General features: G+C 73.1%; 13 protein-coding genes. All 13 read right to left on the reverse strand.

The annotated features are described in order from the left end of the window. Positions 1-27 precede the first annotated feature (27 nt). The 13 genes from H958_RS0109805 to H958_RS36150 all read right to left on the reverse strand — a co-directional run bounded on the left by H958_RS0109805 (position 28) and on the right by H958_RS36150 (position 17,192). The gene (locus H958_RS0109805; RefSeq protein ID WP_028058545.1) at positions 28-1,848 is read right to left on the reverse strand and encodes a methyl-accepting chemotaxis protein; all 1,821 of its coding nucleotides are present in this window, start codon (positions 1,846-1,848) and stop codon (positions 28-30) included. Positions 1,849-1,893: 45 nt separating this feature from the next. Further along, the gene (gene miaB / locus H958_RS0109810; RefSeq protein WP_028058546.1) at positions 1,894-3,213 is read right to left on the reverse strand and encodes a tRNA (N6-isopentenyl adenosine(37)-C2)-methylthiotransferase MiaB; all 1,320 of its coding nucleotides are present in this window, start codon (positions 3,211-3,213) and stop codon (positions 1,894-1,896) included. An 18-nt stretch (positions 3,214-3,231) separates the two neighbouring features. Further along, the gene (gene rny / locus H958_RS0109815; protein WP_028058547.1) at positions 3,232-4,689 is read right to left on the reverse strand and encodes a ribonuclease Y; all 1,458 of its coding nucleotides are present in this window, start codon (positions 4,687-4,689) and stop codon (positions 3,232-3,234) included. A gap of 307 nt (positions 4,690-4,996) precedes the next feature. Then, on the reverse strand, positions 4,997-5,473 hold the full coding sequence (locus H958_RS36140; protein WP_051324031.1) for a regulatory protein RecX: 477 nt from the start codon (positions 5,471-5,473) through the stop codon (positions 4,997-4,999). Positions 5,474-5,486: 13 nt separating this feature from the next. Next, positions 5,487-6,554 (reverse strand): recombinase RecA, encoded by a 1,068-nt coding sequence (gene recA / locus H958_RS0109825; protein ID WP_028058548.1) that lies wholly within the window; start codon positions 6,552-6,554, stop codon positions 5,487-5,489. An 81-nt stretch (positions 6,555-6,635) separates the two neighbouring features. Continuing rightward, on the reverse strand, positions 6,636-9,089 hold the full coding sequence (locus H958_RS0109830; protein ID WP_028058549.1) for a HAMP domain-containing histidine kinase: 2,454 nt from the start codon (positions 9,087-9,089) through the stop codon (positions 6,636-6,638). After that, positions 9,086-9,811 (reverse strand): CheR family methyltransferase, encoded by a 726-nt coding sequence (locus H958_RS0109835; RefSeq protein ID WP_028058550.1) that lies wholly within the window; start codon positions 9,809-9,811, stop codon positions 9,086-9,088. Before H958_RS0109835 ends, H958_RS0109830 begins: the two co-directional genes overlap by 4 nt. Beyond that, complete coding sequence (locus H958_RS0109840; protein WP_028058551.1) at positions 9,801-10,175, reverse strand: response regulator; 375 nt, start codon at positions 10,173-10,175, stop codon at positions 9,801-9,803. Before H958_RS0109840 ends, H958_RS0109835 begins: the two co-directional genes overlap by 11 nt. Before the next feature lie 57 nt (positions 10,176-10,232). Then, positions 10,233-12,086, reverse strand: coding sequence for an alpha/beta fold hydrolase (locus tag H958_RS0109845; protein WP_028058552.1), 1,854 nt, complete (start codon positions 12,084-12,086; stop codon positions 10,233-10,235). A 19-nt stretch (positions 12,087-12,105) separates the two neighbouring features. Then, a complete protein-coding gene (gene thpR, locus H958_RS36145; RefSeq protein WP_051324032.1) occupies positions 12,106-12,669 on the reverse strand; it encodes an RNA 2',3'-cyclic phosphodiesterase in 564 nt (187 codons plus the stop codon). Then, a complete protein-coding gene (locus tag H958_RS0109855; protein WP_028058553.1) occupies positions 12,666-13,910 on the reverse strand; it encodes a competence/damage-inducible protein A in 1,245 nt (414 codons plus the stop codon). Before H958_RS0109855 ends, thpR begins: the two co-directional genes overlap by 4 nt. Continuing rightward, positions 13,907-14,689, reverse strand: a complete 783-nt coding sequence (locus H958_RS0109860) for a helix-turn-helix domain-containing protein (protein WP_028058554.1) — start codon at positions 14,687-14,689, stop codon at positions 13,907-13,909. Before H958_RS0109860 ends, H958_RS0109855 begins: the two co-directional genes overlap by 4 nt. A 22-nt stretch (positions 14,690-14,711) precedes the next feature. Then, entirely contained in the window at positions 14,712-17,192 is a 2,481-nt protein-coding gene (locus tag H958_RS36150) for an FtsK/SpoIIIE family DNA translocase (protein WP_051324033.1), read from the reverse strand. Positions 17,193-17,241 lie beyond the last annotated feature (49 nt).

Here is a 17,241-nt window from a genome sequence, read left to right on the forward strand (position 1 = left end):
GTCACCGGCCGGCCTGGGTTCCCGCGATCAGACCGTGATCCTGAAGCGGCCGACGAGCTGCTCGAGCTGCTCGGCCGTGCGCGCCAGGTCGGAGGCGCTGGACGCGATCTCCTGCGTGGAGGCGCTGGTCTGCTCCGTCGAGGCCGAGACCTGCTGGGCGGAGGCGGAGGACTGCTCGGCGACCGAGGCGACCTCGACGATGTGCGACTGCATCTGGCCCGCCTCCTGGGCGATGCCCTGTGCCGCGCCGGCGATGCCGGAGATCCGCTCCGCGATGTCGGCGACGGCCGCGTCGATCGCCTCGAACGCCGCGCGGGTCTGCTCGACCGTCCCGACGCCGTCGTGCGTGCGGCGGGCGCTGTCGTCGACCACGGTGACGACGCGGCCGGTCTCGGACTGGATCTCGCCGATCAGCCCGGCGATCTCGGCCGCCGCGGTCTGGGACTCCTCGGCCAGCTTGCGGACCTCCTCGGCCACGACCGCGAACCCGCGGCCCTGCTCGCCGGCCCGCGCCGCCTCGATCGCCGCGTTGAGCGCGAGCAGGTTCGTCTGCTCCGCGATGCCGGTGATCGTGTCGACGATGCCGCCGATGCGCTCGCTGCGCGCCGACAGGTCGCGAATGGCGCCCGTGACCTCCTGGGAGGCATCGGCGACCTGGCGGATCGCCTGCGTCGCCTGCTCGGCGGCGCTGACGCCGTCGCGCGCGATCTGGCGGGCCGCGTCGGCCTGCCCGGCGGTCTGACGCGCGCTCTCGGCGCTCTCGGCGGCGCCGCGGGCGGCGCCCTCGGCGGACGTGCGGGCGGACTCCACGATGCGCACCTGGCGCTCGGCGCCCTGGGCGACGTCCCCGACCGCGCTCGCGATCTCGCTCACCGCGCGGCCCGCCTCGTCGGACGTCGTCGCCATCTGCTGCGACGCGGCGCTGACGGTCCCGGCGCCCGTGGCGACGTCGCCGATCATGTCGCGCAGCCCGTCGGTGAGCTTGGCGAGCGCGTTGCCGAGCAGGTCGCGCTCCGAACGCGGCGCGACGTCGACGGTCAGGTCGCCGTCGGCGACCCGCTCGGTCGCCTCGGCCATCTCGCGCAGGTAGGCGATCGTGCGCTCGAAGGCGGCGGCGGTCTGGCCGAGCTCGTCCTTGGAGTCATCGTGGATGCGCTGGGCGACGTCGCCGCCCGCGATGCCGTCGGCGGCGCTGAGCATGCGCGCCACGCGCGCCGAGATGTTGCGCGAGATCACGTACGCGATCGCCGCCGCCGCGACGATCGACAAGAGCCCGAGCACGATCAGCAGCGTGCGGGACGAGTCGTAGGCCGACTGCGCCGTGGCCCCGTCGCCGGCGGCGATCTTCTCGACCGCGGCCGACCAGGCGAGCGTCTTGTCGCGCATCGACAGGTAGTTGTCGCGCTGCTCGAAGAGCAGCGCGTTGGCGTCGGCCTTGCGCCCCGCGCGGCTCGTCGCGACGAAGTCGGCGGTGCCCGCCAGGTAGGCGTTCCAACTCGCTTGGACCTGGCTCGCGAGGGCCCGGTCGCGAGCGCCGAGCGCGAGCTCGCCGTAGCCGTCGAGGCCCTTGGTGACCGACGCCTGCAGCGTCGTCATGTTCTTCTCCGGCGACTCCATCGCCTTCGGCGTCGCGGAGGCGGCGTGCGCGAGCTGCGCGGAACGGAACTGATCGATCTGCTGGGAGACCGTGCGCGCCGCCACGAGCGCGGGCATGTCTGTACCGACGAGCCGGTCGGTGCGGTGGTTCATGTTGCCCATGCCGTCAAGCGCGACGCCCGTCGCGGCGATCGTGAGCACGAGCACAGCGGCGAAGCCGGCGAACAGCTTCCCGCGGATCGTCAAGGTCATGCCACGGTCATCGACCGCGAACGCGCCAGCTCGATGTCGATATGGTCAAGAAAGTCGGGACAGGAACGACGCCTCGCCGGCGAGTGTCTGGCTCGTCGCGGAGGCGATCGTCACCGGGACGATCTCGCCCGGCTCCCCCAGGCCGTCGAAGTTGACGACCTTGTTATGCGAGGACCGCCCGCGCAGGCGGGTCGGGTCCTGCCGTGACGCGCCCTCGACGAGCACGTCGAGGGTGCGGCCCACGAACCGCTGCGCGCGCTCGCGGGCGCGCCGCTGGACGACCTCGACGAGCCGTTCCATGCGCTCCACCGCGACCTCGTGCGGGATGAACTCGTCGCTGAACGCGGCCGCCTCGGTGTCCTTGCGCGGTGAGTAGATGAACGTGAACGCGCCGTCGAAGCCGACCTCCTCGGCGACCTCGAGCGTCTCGCGGAAGTCGGACTCCGTCTCGCCCGGGAAGCCGACGATGATGTCGGTCGTGATCGCGCAGTCAGGGACGTGCTCGCGGATCAGGGCGACGCGGTCCATGAAGCGCTCGCGCCCGTAGGTCCGGCGCATGCGCTTCAGGACGCGCGAGGAGCCCGACTGCAGCGGGAGGTGGATGTGGTCGCAGACGCTGTCGAGCTCCGCGTGCGCGCGGATGACGTCCTCGCGCATGTGCGCGGGATGCGGGCTCGTGTAACGGATCCGCTCGATGCCTGTGATCGCGTCGACGGCGTAGAGCAGCTCGGAGAACCTGCGCGGCTGCGGCCGCAGCCCGAGGCCGTAGCTGTTGACGTTCTGACCGAGCAGCGTCACCTCCTTGACGCCGTCGGCGGCGAGCACCTCGATCTCGGCCACCAGCTCCTCGAACGGCCGGCTGACCTCGCGCCCGCGCGTCGTCGGCACGATGCAGAACGCGCACTTCATGTTGCAGCCGGCGGAGATCTGGATCCAGGCCTGGAACTCCCGCTCGCGCTTGGCCGGGAGGTGGCCGGTGAAGCCCTCGAACTCGAAGAAGCCCTGCGCCGTCAGGCTGTCGGCCGTCAGGAACTCCGCGAGCTTGTGGACCTGGCCCGGGCCGAACGCGACGTCGACGAACGGGAACTGGCGGAACACCGCGTCCTTCTGGGATTGCGCCCAGCACCCGCCGACGCCTATCACGCGCTCGGGGTCCCTGCGCTTGAGCGCCCTGGCCTCGTACAGATGCGCGACGAAGCGGTCGTCGGCCTTCTCGCGGATCGAGCAGGTGTTGAAGAGGATCAGGTCGGCGTCGTCGCGGGCCGCCGCTTCGGCGTAGCCGAGCGACTCGAGCATGCCCTTCATGCGCTCGGAGTCGTGCTCGTTCATCTGGCAGCCGAACGTGGTGACGTGGAACGACTTCATCGCGAGCGTTGAGGGTACTCAGCGTGCGTAGTCGGTCGCCCTCGACTCCCTGATCACGGTCACCTTGATCTGACCCGGGTACTCGAGCTCCTGCTCGATCTCGCGGGCGATCTCGTGCGAGAGCAGGACCGCGCCGTCGTCGTCGAGCGTGTCCGGCAGCACCATCACGCGGATCTCGCGGCCGGCCTGCATCGCATAGACCTTGTCGACCCCGTCGTGGCGCGTGGCGATCTGCTCGAGCTCTCGCAGCCGCTTGACGTACTGCTCGAGCGATTCGCCGCGGGCGCCTGGGCGGGCGCCGGACAGCGCATCGGCGGCTTGGACGATCACGGCCTCCACCGTCTGCGGCTCCACCTCGTTGTGATGCGCCTCCATCGCGTGCGCGACGGCCTCGGACTCGCCGTGGCGGCGTGCCAGGTCGCCGCCGACGAGCGCGTGCGGGCCCTCGATCTCGTGCGAGACCGCCTTGCCGATGTCGTGCAGGAGCGCCGCGCGCCGGGCCGTCTTGACCGAGGCGCCGAGCTCGGCGGCCATCATCGCCGCCAGGTGGGCGCACTCGATCGAGTGGGCGAGCACGTTCTGGCCGTAGCTCGTGCGGTACTTCAGGCGGCCGAGCGTCCGCGTGAGCTCGGCGTCGAGCGCCTGGACGTTCGCGTCGAGCGCGGCCTGCTCGCCGGACTCGGCGATGTGGCTCTCGAGCTCTGACTTGGCCTGGTAGTAGGTCTCCTCGATCCGCGCCGGGTGGATGCGGCCGTCGGAGAGCAGCTTCTCGAGCGTCATCCGCGCGATCTCGCGACGCACGCCGTCGAAGCCGGAGAGGATGACGGCGTTCGGCGTGTCGTCGATGATGAAGTCGACGCCGGTGAGGTGCTCAAGCGCGCGGATGTTGCGCCCCTCACGGCCGATGATGCGGCCCTTCATGTCGTCCGCGGGCAGCTGGACGACCGACACGGTCGTCTCCGCCGCATGGCCGGCGGCGAGCCTCTGCATCACGACGGCGAGGATGTTGCGCACGCGCCGGTCGGCGTCGCGCTTGGTCTCCTCCTCGACCTGGCGGACGAGCCGGGCCGAATCGTGCCGGATCTGGTCCTCGAGCTCTTTCAGCAGGAGGTTCTTGGCCTGCGACGCCGAGAGGCCCGAGACGCGCTCGAGCGCGCGGACGTGCCGCTCGTGCGCCTCCTCGGCCGCCGTGATGCGCTGCTCGAGCCGCTGCTCGCGTTCGTCGAGCTGCGCGATGCGGGTCTCCAGCGCGGCCTCCTTGCCGCTGAGGCGCTCCTCGAGGCGACCCATCTCCTGCCGTTGTGCGAGCGCGTCTCCCCCGTCGCCCTGCGCGTGCGCCTCCTGAGGGGCCGGCGCCGCCGCGGAGCTCGCGGGAGCGCGCGATGCCGTCGCGAGCCCGGGGGCCCGCTTCACCAGGAGCAGCGCCGCGATCACAAGACCGGCCGCGAGCACGGCCGCCGCGATCACGATTTCCATTGTCGTTTCCTCTCCTCGTACGCCGCGCCCCAAGGCGCGGTGCGAGTCCATGTCCCAATGTGCAAGGCGCCAGACCGGGGCCATGCCCGGGGCCAAGGAAGCGAGGATGCCCCGCATATAGGCGGCCAGAGGCCGCCGCGTCAGATGGCGGCTAGTTTGGTGGTCGCAGGATGGCCGTCAAGACTGATGCTGCTGGTGTCCGCTTTCAAAATGGCTGATTTGCTGCAGTTTTCTGAGACCCGGATGGGCCCGGTCTGTCGCTGGGGCGGATCGTAGTACCGCGAGTGTCCGCACGCAATGTGCGACCCTACTCGACCGCCGCGCCGGCGAAGCGGCGCAGGGCGTCGTGCGCGAGCTCGAGGTCGTAGCCCTTGCGCACCAGAACGCCGAGCATGCGGTCGCGCTCGCGCGGCGTCGACGGCGGCGCGGGGAAGCGTCGCTCGAGCAGCGCGACGGCCGCCTCGAGCTCATCGTGGCCGCCCTCGCCCAGCGCCGCCGCGACGTGCTCGCGGTCCACGCCGAGCTCGAGCAGACGGCGCTCGATCCGATCGGCGCCCCACGCGTCCAGGCGCCGGCGGTCCTCCGCGAAGCGCTGCGCGAAGCGGGCGTCGTCGACATAGCCGCCCTCGCGCAGCTCGCCGAGCACCTCCTCGGCGAGCTCCGGCTCCACGCGCGCCTTCAGGAAGGCGCGCACGATCTCCGCCTCGGTCCGGTCGCGGTGCCCCAGCAGCCGCCAGGCCACGTCGAACGCCTCTCCGCGCCGGACCTCGCGGTCGGGGTCCATCAGCCTCGCGGCCTCAGCCGATGAGCGCCGCCGCCGCCTCGCGGTCGCCGTTCTCGATCGGCTCCACGAGATCCTGGTTGACGCCGAGGATCTCGTAGATCTTGGCCTCGATCTCCTTCGCGACCTCCTGATGACTGTCCAGGTAGCCCTTGGCGTTGTTGCGGCCCTGGCCGAGCCGCTCGTCGCCATAGGAGAAGAACGAGCCGGACTTGGTGATCACCGAGTGCTCGATCCCGAGGTCGAGGATGCAACCCGACGACGAGATGCCGGTGCCGAACTCGATGTCGAACTCCGCCTGGCGGAACGGCGCGGCGACCTTGTTCTTGACGACCTTCACGCGGACGCGGTTGCCGATCGCCTCCGTGCCGTCCTTCAGCGTCTCGATCCGGCGGATGTCCAGCCGCTGGGACGCGTAGAACTTCAGCGCACGGCCGCCCGGCTGCGTCTCCGGCGAGCCGAACATGACGCCGACCTTCTCGCGGATCTGGTTCGTGAACACGCACAGCGTCTGCGTGCGGTTCAGGTTGCCGGCGAGCTTGCGCATCGCCTGCGACATCATCCGCGCCTGCAGGCCGACGCTCTGGTCGCCCATCTGGCCCTCGAGCTCCGCCCGCGGCGTCAGCGCCGCCACGGAGTCCACCGCCACGACGTCGACCGCGCCGGAGCGGACCAGCATGTCCGCGATCTCCAGCGCCTGCTCGCCGTAGTCGGGCTGCGAGACCAGCAGCTCGTCGATATTGACGCCGATCTTCTGCGCGTACAGCGGGTCCATCGCGTGCTCGGCGTCGATGAACGCGCACACGCCCCCGAGCCTCTGGGCCTCGGCGATGATGTGGTAGATCAGCGTCGTCTTACCGGAGGACTCCGGGCCGAAGATCTCCACGATGCGGCCGCGTGGGATGCCGCCGATGCCGAGCGCCAGATCCAGCGACAGGGCGCCCGTCGGGATCGCCTCGACCTTGACCTGAGCCCCCGGATCCCCCATCCGCATGACGCTGCCCTTGCCGAACTGCTTCTCGATCTGGGACAGGGCGCCCGCCAGGGCGGTATCACGTGCCTTTGACGGCTCCTGGTTGCTCATGCCAAGCACGCTAGGGCCGCGACCGGACGGATTCGCGTCGAACACGTGTTTCGGCACGCTTTCGTCGCACAATCGTCGCACTCAGGGCGACGGAAGCGTGAACCAGAACCGCGAGCCCTGGGCCTCGACGCTCTCGAAGCCCATCCGGCCGCCGTGCGCGACCACGATCTCGTGCGACAGCGCGAGGCCTAGCCCCGTCCCGCCCACGCGCAGGTCCGCGCGCTGGACGCGGAAGAACTTCTCGAACACGTGCGGCTGCTCGGCCGCCGGGATCCCGACGCCCTGATCGAAGACCGAGACGAGCACCTCGTCCGGCCGCCGCTCGACGGCGACGCCCACCGAGCCGCCGCCCGGCGAGTACTTGATCGCGTTGGACAGCAGGTTCGCCACCACCTGGGCGATCCGCGCGCGGTCGCCGACCGCCGTCGCCCCGTCGCGCGTGGAGTGCAGCTCGACGGTGTGCGCCGCGCTCTGGCCCGAGAACGTGCGCACCTGCTCGGCCAGCAGGTCTCCGACCGCGAACGGCTCGCGCACGAGCACGAGCCGGTCCTGCTCGATCGTCTGCAGGTCGAGGAAGTCGTCGATCAGCACCGACAGCCGCTTGGCCTCGGCGTGGACGGTCCCGAGGATCTCCTCGCGCATCGCCGGCGTCAGCTCGCGCGTGCGCAGGAGCTCCGCGTAGCCCAGCACGCTGGCCAGCGGCGTCCGCAGCTCGTGCGACACCGTCGCCATCAGGTCGGACTTCAGCCGCTCCGCCTCGCGCTCGCGCGTGACGTCGCGCAGCACGACGAGGCGGCCGATGCGGCGGCCGTCCAGATCGTCCACCGGCGCGCTGTAGCGCTCCAGCACCAGCGGCGGGTCGGCGACCTCCAGCTCGTCGGTGGCCGGCTGCTCGCCGTCGGCGAGCAGGTGCTCCCACCGCTCGAACAGCGCGTCCGGATCGACCGGCGCCGCGTCGAGATCCGCTCCGCGCGCCCCGACGGCCTGGCTGATCGGCATCGCCAGCCGCCCCGCGAACGACTCCATGGCGGTGTTGGCGAAGACCAGCTCGGAGTCGAGCCCGACCAGCGCGATCCCCTCGCGCACCGTGTCCAGCACGACGCTGTTGATCTGCGCCAGCCAGCGGCGCTGCTCGTACGCGCTCGCCTCGGCGAGCGCGACGGCGGCCTGGCTCGACAGGCGCCGCAGCGACGCGGTCTCGCCCACGTCGAACGCCGCCTCGGCCACGGCGCCGAGCGTCGCGACGCCGATCGCCCGCTCGCCGTGGCGCAGCGCGACATGCAGCTCCCACCGCACCGACGCCTCGCCGGCCAGCGTGCGCACCCGCAGCCGCGCGTGCTCGTGCGCGACGTGCACGACGCCGTCGCGCGCGACCGCCTGCGCCGCGGCGCCCTCGCCGCCGACGACGGTGCTGTCCGGCAGCTGCGCCGGGTCGAGCCCGTGGACCGCCGCCCGGATCCAGCGCGACTCGTCCCGCCACGACTGCGCGTAGAGCACGCCGACGTCCGCGCCCGCCGCCTCCGCCAAGCGCGACAGCACGATCCTGGCGAGCGCGTCGGTCTTGCCCTCGGCCGCCAGCCGGTCGGCGAACTTCCCGTACAGCTCGGCGCGCCGCTTCTCCTCGGCGAGCTGCGCGGCGGTGCGCTCCAGCTCGTCGCGCTGCGCGCGGACCTCGTGGTTCGCGTCGGTCAGATCCGCCTGGCGCTCCTCGAGCTCGATCGCCTGCATCTCGAGCTCCGCGTTCTGGCTCTCCAGCTCGCCGCGGCTCTGCTCGAGCGAGCGCGCCATCGCGTTGAAGGACTCGGCCAGCCGGCCGACCTCGTCGCGGCGCGTCACCGGGACCTCGACGCCCAGGTCGCCGCGGCGGACGCGGTCGGCGGCGCCGGCCAGCCGGCGCACCGGTCTGACAACCGCGCGGGCGACGTACGTCGCGCCGAGTCCCAGCAGCAGGATGCACCCCGCCAGGCCCACGACGGCGACCAGGATCGCCCGGTGCGACGCGGACTCGGCGTTGCGCCGGCGCGCGGTGGACAGGACGTCCTCGGCGCGCAGGAGGCCGGCGATCTTGCTCTGCAACGACGCGGCGCGGGCGCTGCCCTGCTGGACGCGGGCCGCCCGGCGGCCGGAGGCGACGCCGAGCTCGCGCGTCGTGGTCATCGTCGGGTCGGCGTAGTTCTCGACGTAGGCGACGGCGTCGTCGCGGACGCCCTGTGCGCGCCGCAGCTGGTCCGGGTTGTCCGCCACGAGGGTCTGGAGCTCGCTCGCCGCGTCGGGCAGCTCGGCGCGGACCCGCTCGTAGGACGCGAGCAGGTCGCGACTGCCGGCCACGAGGAAGCCGCGCAGCGTGGTCTGGACCGCCAGCAGCGCCTTCTCGGTCTCGTTGGCGGTGGCGATCACGACCTGGGAATGGCGCGCGGACTCGGCCGAGTCGCGCTGGCGGCCGATCGCGACCAGCAGCGCCGCCATCACGCAGGCGACGACGAGCACGATCGCGGCCGCCGCCGCCACCGTGCGGGTGCGCAGGCTGCGGGTCAATGCACGCGCTCGTAGGCGTGGGGCGCGACCGGCCGCAGCCCGAGCGACGCGGCGTCCAGCAGCCGCTCGCTGCGGCCGAGCAGCAGCACGCCGCGGGTCGCCAGCGCCGAGACGAGCGCCTCGTAGAGCCTGCGCCGGGCAGCCGGTCCGAGGTAGATCGCCACGTTGCGGCACATGACCAGGCGCCAGCGCCCGGCCGGCGGGCCATCGTCGACGATGTCGCGCCGCTCCCAGCGCACGCGCTCCCGCACCTCGGGCGAGATGTCGTGACCCTCGTATCGACCCGCTCGCGCCGCGGCGATGTTCTCCTCCAGCAGGTCGCTCCCGAGCAGCAGCGCGCGCTCCAGCGCCCCCATGCGCTCGAGCACGATCCCGAGCGTGTAGAGCTCCGAGCCGTCGGCGCAGCCCGCCGACCATGCCGCCAGCCGGCGCCCGTCCTCGAGCAGCCGCGGCAGCAGTACCTGCTCGAGCAGCCGGAACTGCTCCGGATCGCGGAACATCGCGCCGTACGAGATCGCGACGGAACGCCGGAAGCGGGTGCGGGCGACCGGGTCGCGAGCCAGCATCCGCGCGAGCGATCCGGCGTCGCCGGCGCCTTCTCGCGCGCACGCCCGCGCGACCTGGTCGCTCACGTGCTCCGGCCGGAAGTGGGCGAGCGGGAGCCCGCCGGCCCGCGCGAGCGAGAGGTCGGCGGCCGCCGCGAGCGCGCGCTCAGAGCGCATGGCGCACCAGATCCAGCAGCTCGACCGGCGAGAACGGCTTGCCGAGGTAGTGGTCGGCGCCCGCCTCCAGCGCCTGCTCGCGGTCGCCCGTGAGCACGCGCGCGGTGACGATCACGATCACCGCGCCGGCCGAGCGCGGGTCGGCGCGCAGCGCGCGGCACACGTCGAGCCCGGTCATCCGCGGCATCGCCCAGTCCAGCAGGGCGACGTCAGGCGGGTTCGCGTGCGCGAGCCGCATCGCGGCCTCGCCGTCGGCGGCCTCGTCGACGTCGATCTCGCCCACGTCGACTGAGAGCCGGATCAGCGTTCGCAGGCTGTCGTCGTCTTCGGCGATGAGAACGCGAGCGCGGCGGGTCGGCAGCACAGAAGGGCCGAACGTAGCCGGTGGCGGATGGGTCTGCAATATGACCAGACGAAAGTGTCAGCGCGCCAACTGGGCTATGCGCGCCCTGCGCTTGGCACTGCTCGCGCTGGTGCTGAGGCGGACCGCGATGCGGTGCCCGCCGAGCGTTCCGGCCAGGCGCCCGCCGGAGCGCAGGGTCACCGTGCCGTGCGCGGCCTTGGACCCGGCGATCCGCAGCGTCAGGCGCGAGGTGCCGCCGCCGGTCACCGTCACGCCTCCGACCACCGTGTAGCGATCGACCGTGAGCCGTCCGCCGTGCGCGGTCCAGGTGCCGCCGCGCAACCCGCCGCCCGCGCTCGTGAGCACGGCCGCGGAGGTGACCACGCGGAGGTCGTCGAACGTCGCCTCCAGCGCGCGCAGCGTGCGCCCGACCTTGCGCGGCACGCCGGGGAACCCGCGCAGCGACTCGAACCTCCGTGGGCCGTAGAGCACGCCCGGCACGCCGGTCGGCACGCGCCGGCAGGTGGCGGGGAAGCTCCGGCCGGCGACGAAGCGCAGCAGCGCGCGCTGGCCGCAGCCGCTCGGGTCGGCGCCGGTGATGGCGTGGCCGACGCCCGGCACGACGACGCGCTTGGCGCCCGGGATCTCGGCCGCCACCCGGGCGGAGACCTCCGGCGGCGTGCGCAGGTCCTCGCCGCCCTGGAGGATCAGCGTCGGGACCGCGGGATACGGCGGCTTGGGCGCAGGCGACGGTGGGCGCGGGACGTCGGGCCAGCGCAGGCACAGATCGATCTCGTCCTCGACGACCGACTGGGGGTCGAACGGCCGGAAGGCGTCCGGGCCGGCGACCGCGATCCGCTGCTGCGTCACGGCGGCGCGCTGCTCGACCGGCGTGCCGGGATCCCACGGCAGCGGCGTCTCCTCGCAGATCGTGGCGTAGCGGGCGGAGGAGAACTCGCTCGGCGGGCCGAGGTCGTCGAGGCGCGCGCTCTCGCGCAGTAGCCGCGCGAGCGGCGCGCCGTCGCCGGCCAGCGCGGACGTGACGGTGGCCGGGAGCGCCGCGCGCAGCGCCGGGTCGTAGTCGGCCTGGAACATCAGGTCCAGTAGCGCCGTCGGGCCGATCCGGATCGTGTGCGGGCGCCCGCGCGAGTCGTACGCGCGGCCCCGCATGGGCCTCGCGCGGACCTTCGCGACGAGCTTGGCGAGATCGCCCGCGGGATCGCTCGAGATCCCGCGGCACTTCGACGGGCACAGGGCGGCGAGCGTCGGCGCCATGGCGCGGAAGCCGGCGGTCCCGAACGGGTCGGCGTCATCAGGGTCGACCACCGAGTCGAGGATCAGCCGGTCCACGTGCGCCGGGAACGTGCGCGCGTACTCGAGCGCGAGCTCGGTCCCGTAGGAGATGCCGAACAGTGTCAGCTTCTCGACGCCGAGCGCCTGGCGGATCGCCTCCATGTCCTGCACGGAGTCCGGCGTCGTGTAGTGCCTGCGCGCGGCGCCCAGCGAGGCCGCGCAGCGCGCGGCGGCCGTCGTCGAGCGCAGGTGCGGGTCGTGCTCCAGCGCGGGGCAGCGCAGCAGGCCCGAGCGGCCGGTGCCGCGCTGGTCGAAGCCGATCACGCGGTAGCGGCGCGCGAGCGGCTCGACGATCGGGATCACGCCGAGCATCTCGCTGACGCCCGCGCCGCCGGGGCCGCCGGACAGGTACATCAGCGTCCTGCCCGACGTCTTGCCGACGCGCGCGACCCGCAGGGCGATCTGCCCGGGATCGGCGCCCGTGCGGTCCAGCGGAACGCTGACCGAGCTGCAGCGGACCCCGTCGAAATCCGGACAGGCCTTCCACGTCAGCGCCCGGGCCGCGTTGGGCACGGCCAGCAGGAAGACAAGCGCGAGGAGCGCCGGGAGCGCTGCCCTGCGGGCCGTGGCGGAGACCATGCGATTGCGAGATTAGCGGTCAGCCAGCGAGGCTCACGGCGCGCAGCGGCGAGTAGCGCGAGCCCTTGGGGTGAAGCTGCGACCGATAGAGGGTGAGCCGGCCGGCGCTGAAGGCCAGCCGCTCGAGATGGGCTTCGGCGGCGCGGGGCGGCTGCGCATGCGGACGCACGCGCGCGACGGTGATGTGCGCCCGGTACGGCCGCCGCTCAGGCGTATAGACGCCGGCCGCCTCGAGCCCGCTGCTGACACCCGCCTGCAGCTCCCCCAGGGCGCCACCGGAGTCCTCCAGCGCGACGGTCAGCACGCGCGCGCGGCGCGGCGGCAGCAGCAGCGCGTCACCGAGGGCCAGCCGCGGCGCGGGCGTGCCGGCCTGCGCCTCCAGGACGCGGGCGATCGCCTCGACGTCGGCGGGCGGCCGGGACCCCAGGAACGCGAGCGTGAGGTGCAGCGAGTCGGGCGCGACCGGCCGCCAGACGTCCGGATCGGCGGCGGCGCCGGCCGCGGCCAGGGCGGCCCGCACGCCGGGGGGAAGGTCGAGCGCGACGAACAGGCGCCACGGGCGCTCGCCGGCGCCGAGGCTCACGACAGCAGCCGGTGGAGCATGTGCATCGCGACCGTCGTGGTCCGCTCGCGCACGTCCGTGCGCCCGCCGGGCAGGCGCACGGCCTCCTCCTCGATCCGGTCGCCCGTCGAGACGCACAGGCAGACGGTGCCGACCGGCTTCTCCGGCGTCCCGCCGCCCGGCCCCGCGATGCCGGTGATCCCGATCCCGACGTCGGCCTCCAGGCGCCACCGCGCCCCGTGGGCCAGCGCCCGCGCGACCTCGGGCGATACCGCCCCGTGTGCCGCGATCACCGCCGGGGACACGCCCGCGAGATCGGACTTGGCCTCGTTGGAGTAGACGACGAGGCCGCCGAGGACGTACGCCGAGGAGCCCGCGCGGTCGGTCAGGCGCGCCGCCATCAGCCCGCCGGTGCACGACTCCGCGGTCGCGACCGTCCTCCCCGCCAGCGCGTCGGCCACCAGCTCGTCGATCGTCGCGCCGTCAGGCGAGAACAGCGTGTCGTGGTGGCGCTTGACGACCTGCGCGTGGAAGCGCTCGTAGGCGCCCCACGCCGGCCGCGCGAAGACCGTCGCGAGCTCCAGCTCGCCGCGCCGCAGGCAGGTCGTGATCTCCAGCGAGTCGGGTGGGTCGAGCTCGCGCAGCGTCGCGGCGATCTGGGGCTCGGGCAGCCCGTAGAAGCGCATCATGCGCTGCTCGTAGCGTCCCGCCCCCGCCAGCAGCTCGCGCAGCGGCGAGGTCTCCGCCGCTGCCGCCCACATCGCCTGCAGCTCGCCCGGCGGGCCGGGGAGCACGACGATCAGCGGCCCGTCCTCGACTCCGACCAGCAGCCCGGGCGCCGTGCCGACCGGCTCGAGCACCGCCGCGCCGTCGGGCGCGAGCGCCTGCTTGCGCGCACCCGCCCGCAGCGCCTCCTCGTCGGCCCCGCGCAGCCGCGACCGCACGCGCATGACGCGCGCCCAGACGCGCTCCTCGAGCGCCGGGTCGTGGCGCAGCTCGCGCCCGGCCCACGCGGCCACGACGTCGGCGGTCAGGTCGTCGGCGGTCGGCCCGAGCCCGCCGCTGGTGACGATCAGGTCCAGGCCGGCGAAGAAGTCCAGCGCCGAGCGCAGGTCGTCCGGCCGGTCGCCGGTCACGAGGATGTGGGCGACCTGGACACCCGCGTCGCGCAACTGCTCGGACAGCCACGGGCCGTTGCGGTCGGAGATCGTGCCGTTGAGCACCTCCGTGCCGGTCACGACGATGCCGGCGCGCAGGCTCACCGGCGGCAGAGCCCCGCGCGCACGGTGTCGGCCAGCCGCTTCGGCGTCCTGCCCGGCCGCAGCTCGTACCCCACGGGGTTGCCGGTGTTGGCCACCGGATAGGTCTTCCCGTTCGCGGTCAGCTTGACGTTCGCGTTGCCGAGGTTCAGCCGGAAGCGCGAGGACCGCAGCGTGCTCGTGCTCTTGCCCGCCTGCAGGTTGACGCCGTTGACGACGGCGCGGCCGCGCGCGTCGACCACGCAGACGTAGACGACCTGGCGCGCCGTCAGCCTCAGCGATACGACCTTCGGCGCGGCGTGCTTCTTCTTCGCCTTCTTCGTGGGCTTGGGCGTCGCCGCCGGCGTCGCGGTCGCCGTGGCGGTGGCCACGACGGGCGGCGGCTCGTTCTGGTCGCCGCCCCACTTGGTCCCGATCACGTACAGCACCGCGAGCAGGACGACGGTGCCGAGCACGACGACGATCGCGGGGCCCGACGGGCCGCGCCGGCGCCGCCGCCGCTGCGCCGCCGCGCCGGGCTTGAACGGCCGCAGATCCTGCGTGGAGGGGCGCTCGTAGCGCCGCCGGTACTCCTCCACCAGCAGCCGCGAGTCGAGCTCGAGGTACTCGGCGTACGTGCGCAGGAACGTCTTGACGAAGGTGGGACCCGGCAGCAGGTCCCACTCCTCGTTCTCCAGCGCACGGAGATACTTCGCACGGATCTTCGTCGCCGCCTCGACCTCGGTCATGTCGATGCGGCGACGCATGCGCGTCTCCCGAAGCGTCTCACCGATCTCCGGCATGAGCTTCGAGGCTACAAGCGTCCTACTGGTCGTCGTCAGGAACCGGTTGCGGGTCGCCCGCCAACGCGGCCAGCACGCGAGGCAGATCGGCCTCGGTCACGAGCACCTGACGCGGCTTGGATCCCTCGTAGCCGCTGATGACGCCGCGCCGCTCGAGCATGTCGATCAAGCGGCCCGCACGCGTGTAGCCGAGCCGCAACCGGCGTTGCAGCATCGAGGTCGACGCGGTCTGCATCTCGGCGACGAGGCGGATCGCGTCGGCGAGCAGCGGGTCCTCGTCGGGATCGAACTCGTCGGGCGCCGGGGCCTCCTCGACCGCTGCCTCGACCTCCTGGAGCAGGTCCTCCCGCAGCTCCGGCTCGCCCTGGCGGCGCCAGGACTCGGTCAGCTGCTCGATCTGCGCCTCGTCGATGAACGCGCCCTGGATCCGCTGCAGGCGCGAGGAGCCCACCGGCGAGAACAGCATGTCGCCCATGCCGAGCAGCGACTCCGCACCGTTCTGATCGAGGATCACCCGCGAGTCGGTCTGGGAGGAGACGGCGAAGGCGATGCGCGAGGGCACGTTGGCCTTGATCATGCCGGTGATCACGTCCACGCGCGGGCTCTGGGTCGCGAGCACGAGATGGATCCCTACCGCGCGCGCCTTCTGGGCGATCCGGATGATCGAGTCCTCGACGTCGGCGGGCGCGACCATCATCAGGTCGGCGAGCTCGTCGATCACGCACAGGACGTACGGCAGGGCGGGCTCGTCCCGGCGCGCCCGGACCTCGTTGAGGTCCTTGAGGGTGCGGGTGCGCGCGAGCGCCATCTGCGAGTAGCGCTGCTCCATCTCGCGCACGAGGTTCTGCAGCGCGGTCGCCGCCTGCCGCGGGGACGTGATCACCGGGGTCAGAAGGTGCGGGATCGAGTCGTAGTGCGTGAGCTCGACCTGCTTGGGGTCCACGAGCACCATCCGGACCTCGTGCGGCGTGGCGCGCAGCAGGATCGAGGACAGCATCGCGTTGACCGCGCCGGACTTGCCGGCGCCGGTCGTGCCGGCCACCAGCAGGTGCGGCATCTTGGCCAGGTCGGCGCCGATCGAGCGCCCGGCCACGTCCTTGCCGAGCCAGACGGTGAGCGGCGACCAGTCGGCCGGCGGCGTCTGGTAGACGTCGCCGAGGTGCACGATCCGCCGGCGCGCGTTCGGCACCTCGATGCCGACCGCCTGCTTGCCCGGGATCGGCGCCAGGATGCGGATGTCGGCCGCGGCCAGCGCGTACGCGAGGTCGTCCTTGAGCTGGGCGACCTTGCCGACCTTGATGCCGGGCGCGAGCCGCAGCTCGTAGCGCGTGATGTGCGGGCCCGCGACCATGCCGATCACGCGCGCCTCGACGTTGAAGTGCCCGAGCGCCTCGATCAGCTGCGCCGCGACCTTCTCCTGCCCGACCGTGTCCGGGCGCGAGGCGTCCTCTGAGGAGCGGGTGAGCAGAGCCGGGTCGGGCAGCTCCCAGACGAAGTCCGGCGAGTCGGTGACGTCGGAGCGGTAGCGCCCCTGCGGCGTGAGCTGCTCGGGTCCGACGGGATCGACAGGGCCGCGCTTGACGCCGTCCTCGTCCTCGGGCGGATCCTCGGCCAGCCGCGGCTCGAGCTCGGGCTCCGGGAGGTCGAGACCGCGCTTGGGCGGCTGCGGCGGGGGCTCAGCCTCAGGCTCCGCTTCAGCCTCGGGCTCGGGCGCGAAGATGTCGAATGAAGGCGGCTCTTCGATCTCGGGCTTGCGCTTGGGCCGCGGCCCGGTGAACTCGCCCGGGCCGTCCCACTCGGGAGCCTCGGCGACCCGCACGCGCGTCGAGCGCTCGAGCGTGGCGAGGTCGTCGCCCGTACGGCGCTGCACCTTGGTGCGCACCTGCGCGCCCGAGTCGCGGATCGCGCGCGTGGTCGTCGAGACGGAGTCCGACGTCGCCTTGATCACGCTTGCGACCGACGCGCCGGTGAGCAGCAGGACGCCCGCGAGGAACAGGAAGACGGCCAGGATGTGGGCGCCGACGCTGCCGGTCAGCGTCCCCACGACCCAGTCGAGCAGCTCGCCGGTCATGCCGCCGCGCGTCTTGACCCAGCGCGCGTCCCACCAGGCCGGCCGCTCGCCGCCGGGGCCGAGCCCCAGCGTGCCGGCCGCAAGGCCGAGCGTCAACGAGGCGAACAGGCAGATCGCGCCGGCCCGGAAAGGCCGCACGGCGGGCAGCATCGGGCGCAGGATCAGGATCGCGCCGGCGGCGACCAGGGCGACGGGCACCACGTAGTGGACGGCGCCGAGCAGCCAGCGCAGGCCCTCGACGGCCTGCGAGCCGGCGCGCCCGCCGTCCCACCCGAAGTACACGAGGAAGGCGAAGAAGGCGCCGAGCGCGATCAGCCCGAGGCCGATCAGGTCGACGTGGCGCTGCTCGAGCTCGGGCAGCCTCCAGTGGTCGGCCGGGCGGCGCCTGCGGCCGGCCGGCTTCTTGCGGACTGCTTGCTTGCTTGCTGGCATCTGGCGCGGGGCACCTTCGACGCCGCCGGGGAGAGCCCTGCTGAGGACT

The sequence above is a fragment of the Candidatus Solirubrobacter pratensis genome (genome assembly GCF_000425945.1).
GTDB lineage: Bacteria > Actinomycetota > Thermoleophilia > Solirubrobacterales > Solirubrobacteraceae > Solirubrobacter > Solirubrobacter pratensis.

Coding starts and splice junctions, on each gene's coding strand:
- recA (WP_028058548.1), bottom strand. CDS start 6,554: ATGAGCAACCAGGAGCCGTCAAAGGCACGTGATACCGCCCTGGCGGGC.
- rny (WP_028058547.1), bottom strand. CDS start 4,689: ATGGAAATCGTGATCGCGGCGGCCGTGCTCGCGGCCGGTCTTGTGATC.
- H958_RS0109805 (WP_028058545.1), bottom strand. CDS start 1,848: ATGACCTTGACGATCCGCGGGAAGCTGTTCGCCGGCTTCGCCGCTGTG.
- H958_RS0109835 (WP_028058550.1), bottom strand. CDS start 9,811: ATGCGCTCTGAGCGCGCGCTCGCGGCGGCCGCCGACCTCTCGCTCGCG.
- H958_RS0109860 (WP_028058554.1), bottom strand. CDS start 14,689: ATGCCGGAGATCGGTGAGACGCTTCGGGAGACGCGCATGCGTCGCCGC.
- H958_RS0109845 (WP_028058552.1), bottom strand. CDS start 12,086: ATGGTCTCCGCCACGGCCCGCAGGGCAGCGCTCCCGGCGCTCCTCGCG.
- miaB (WP_028058546.1), bottom strand. CDS start 3,213: ATGAAGTCGTTCCACGTCACCACGTTCGGCTGCCAGATGAACGAGCAC.
- H958_RS36150 (WP_051324033.1), bottom strand. CDS start 17,192: ATGCCAGCAAGCAAGCAAGCAGTCCGCAAGAAGCCGGCCGGCCGCAGG.
- H958_RS36140 (WP_051324031.1), bottom strand. CDS start 5,473: ATGGACCCCGACCGCGAGGTCCGGCGCGGAGAGGCGTTCGACGTGGCC.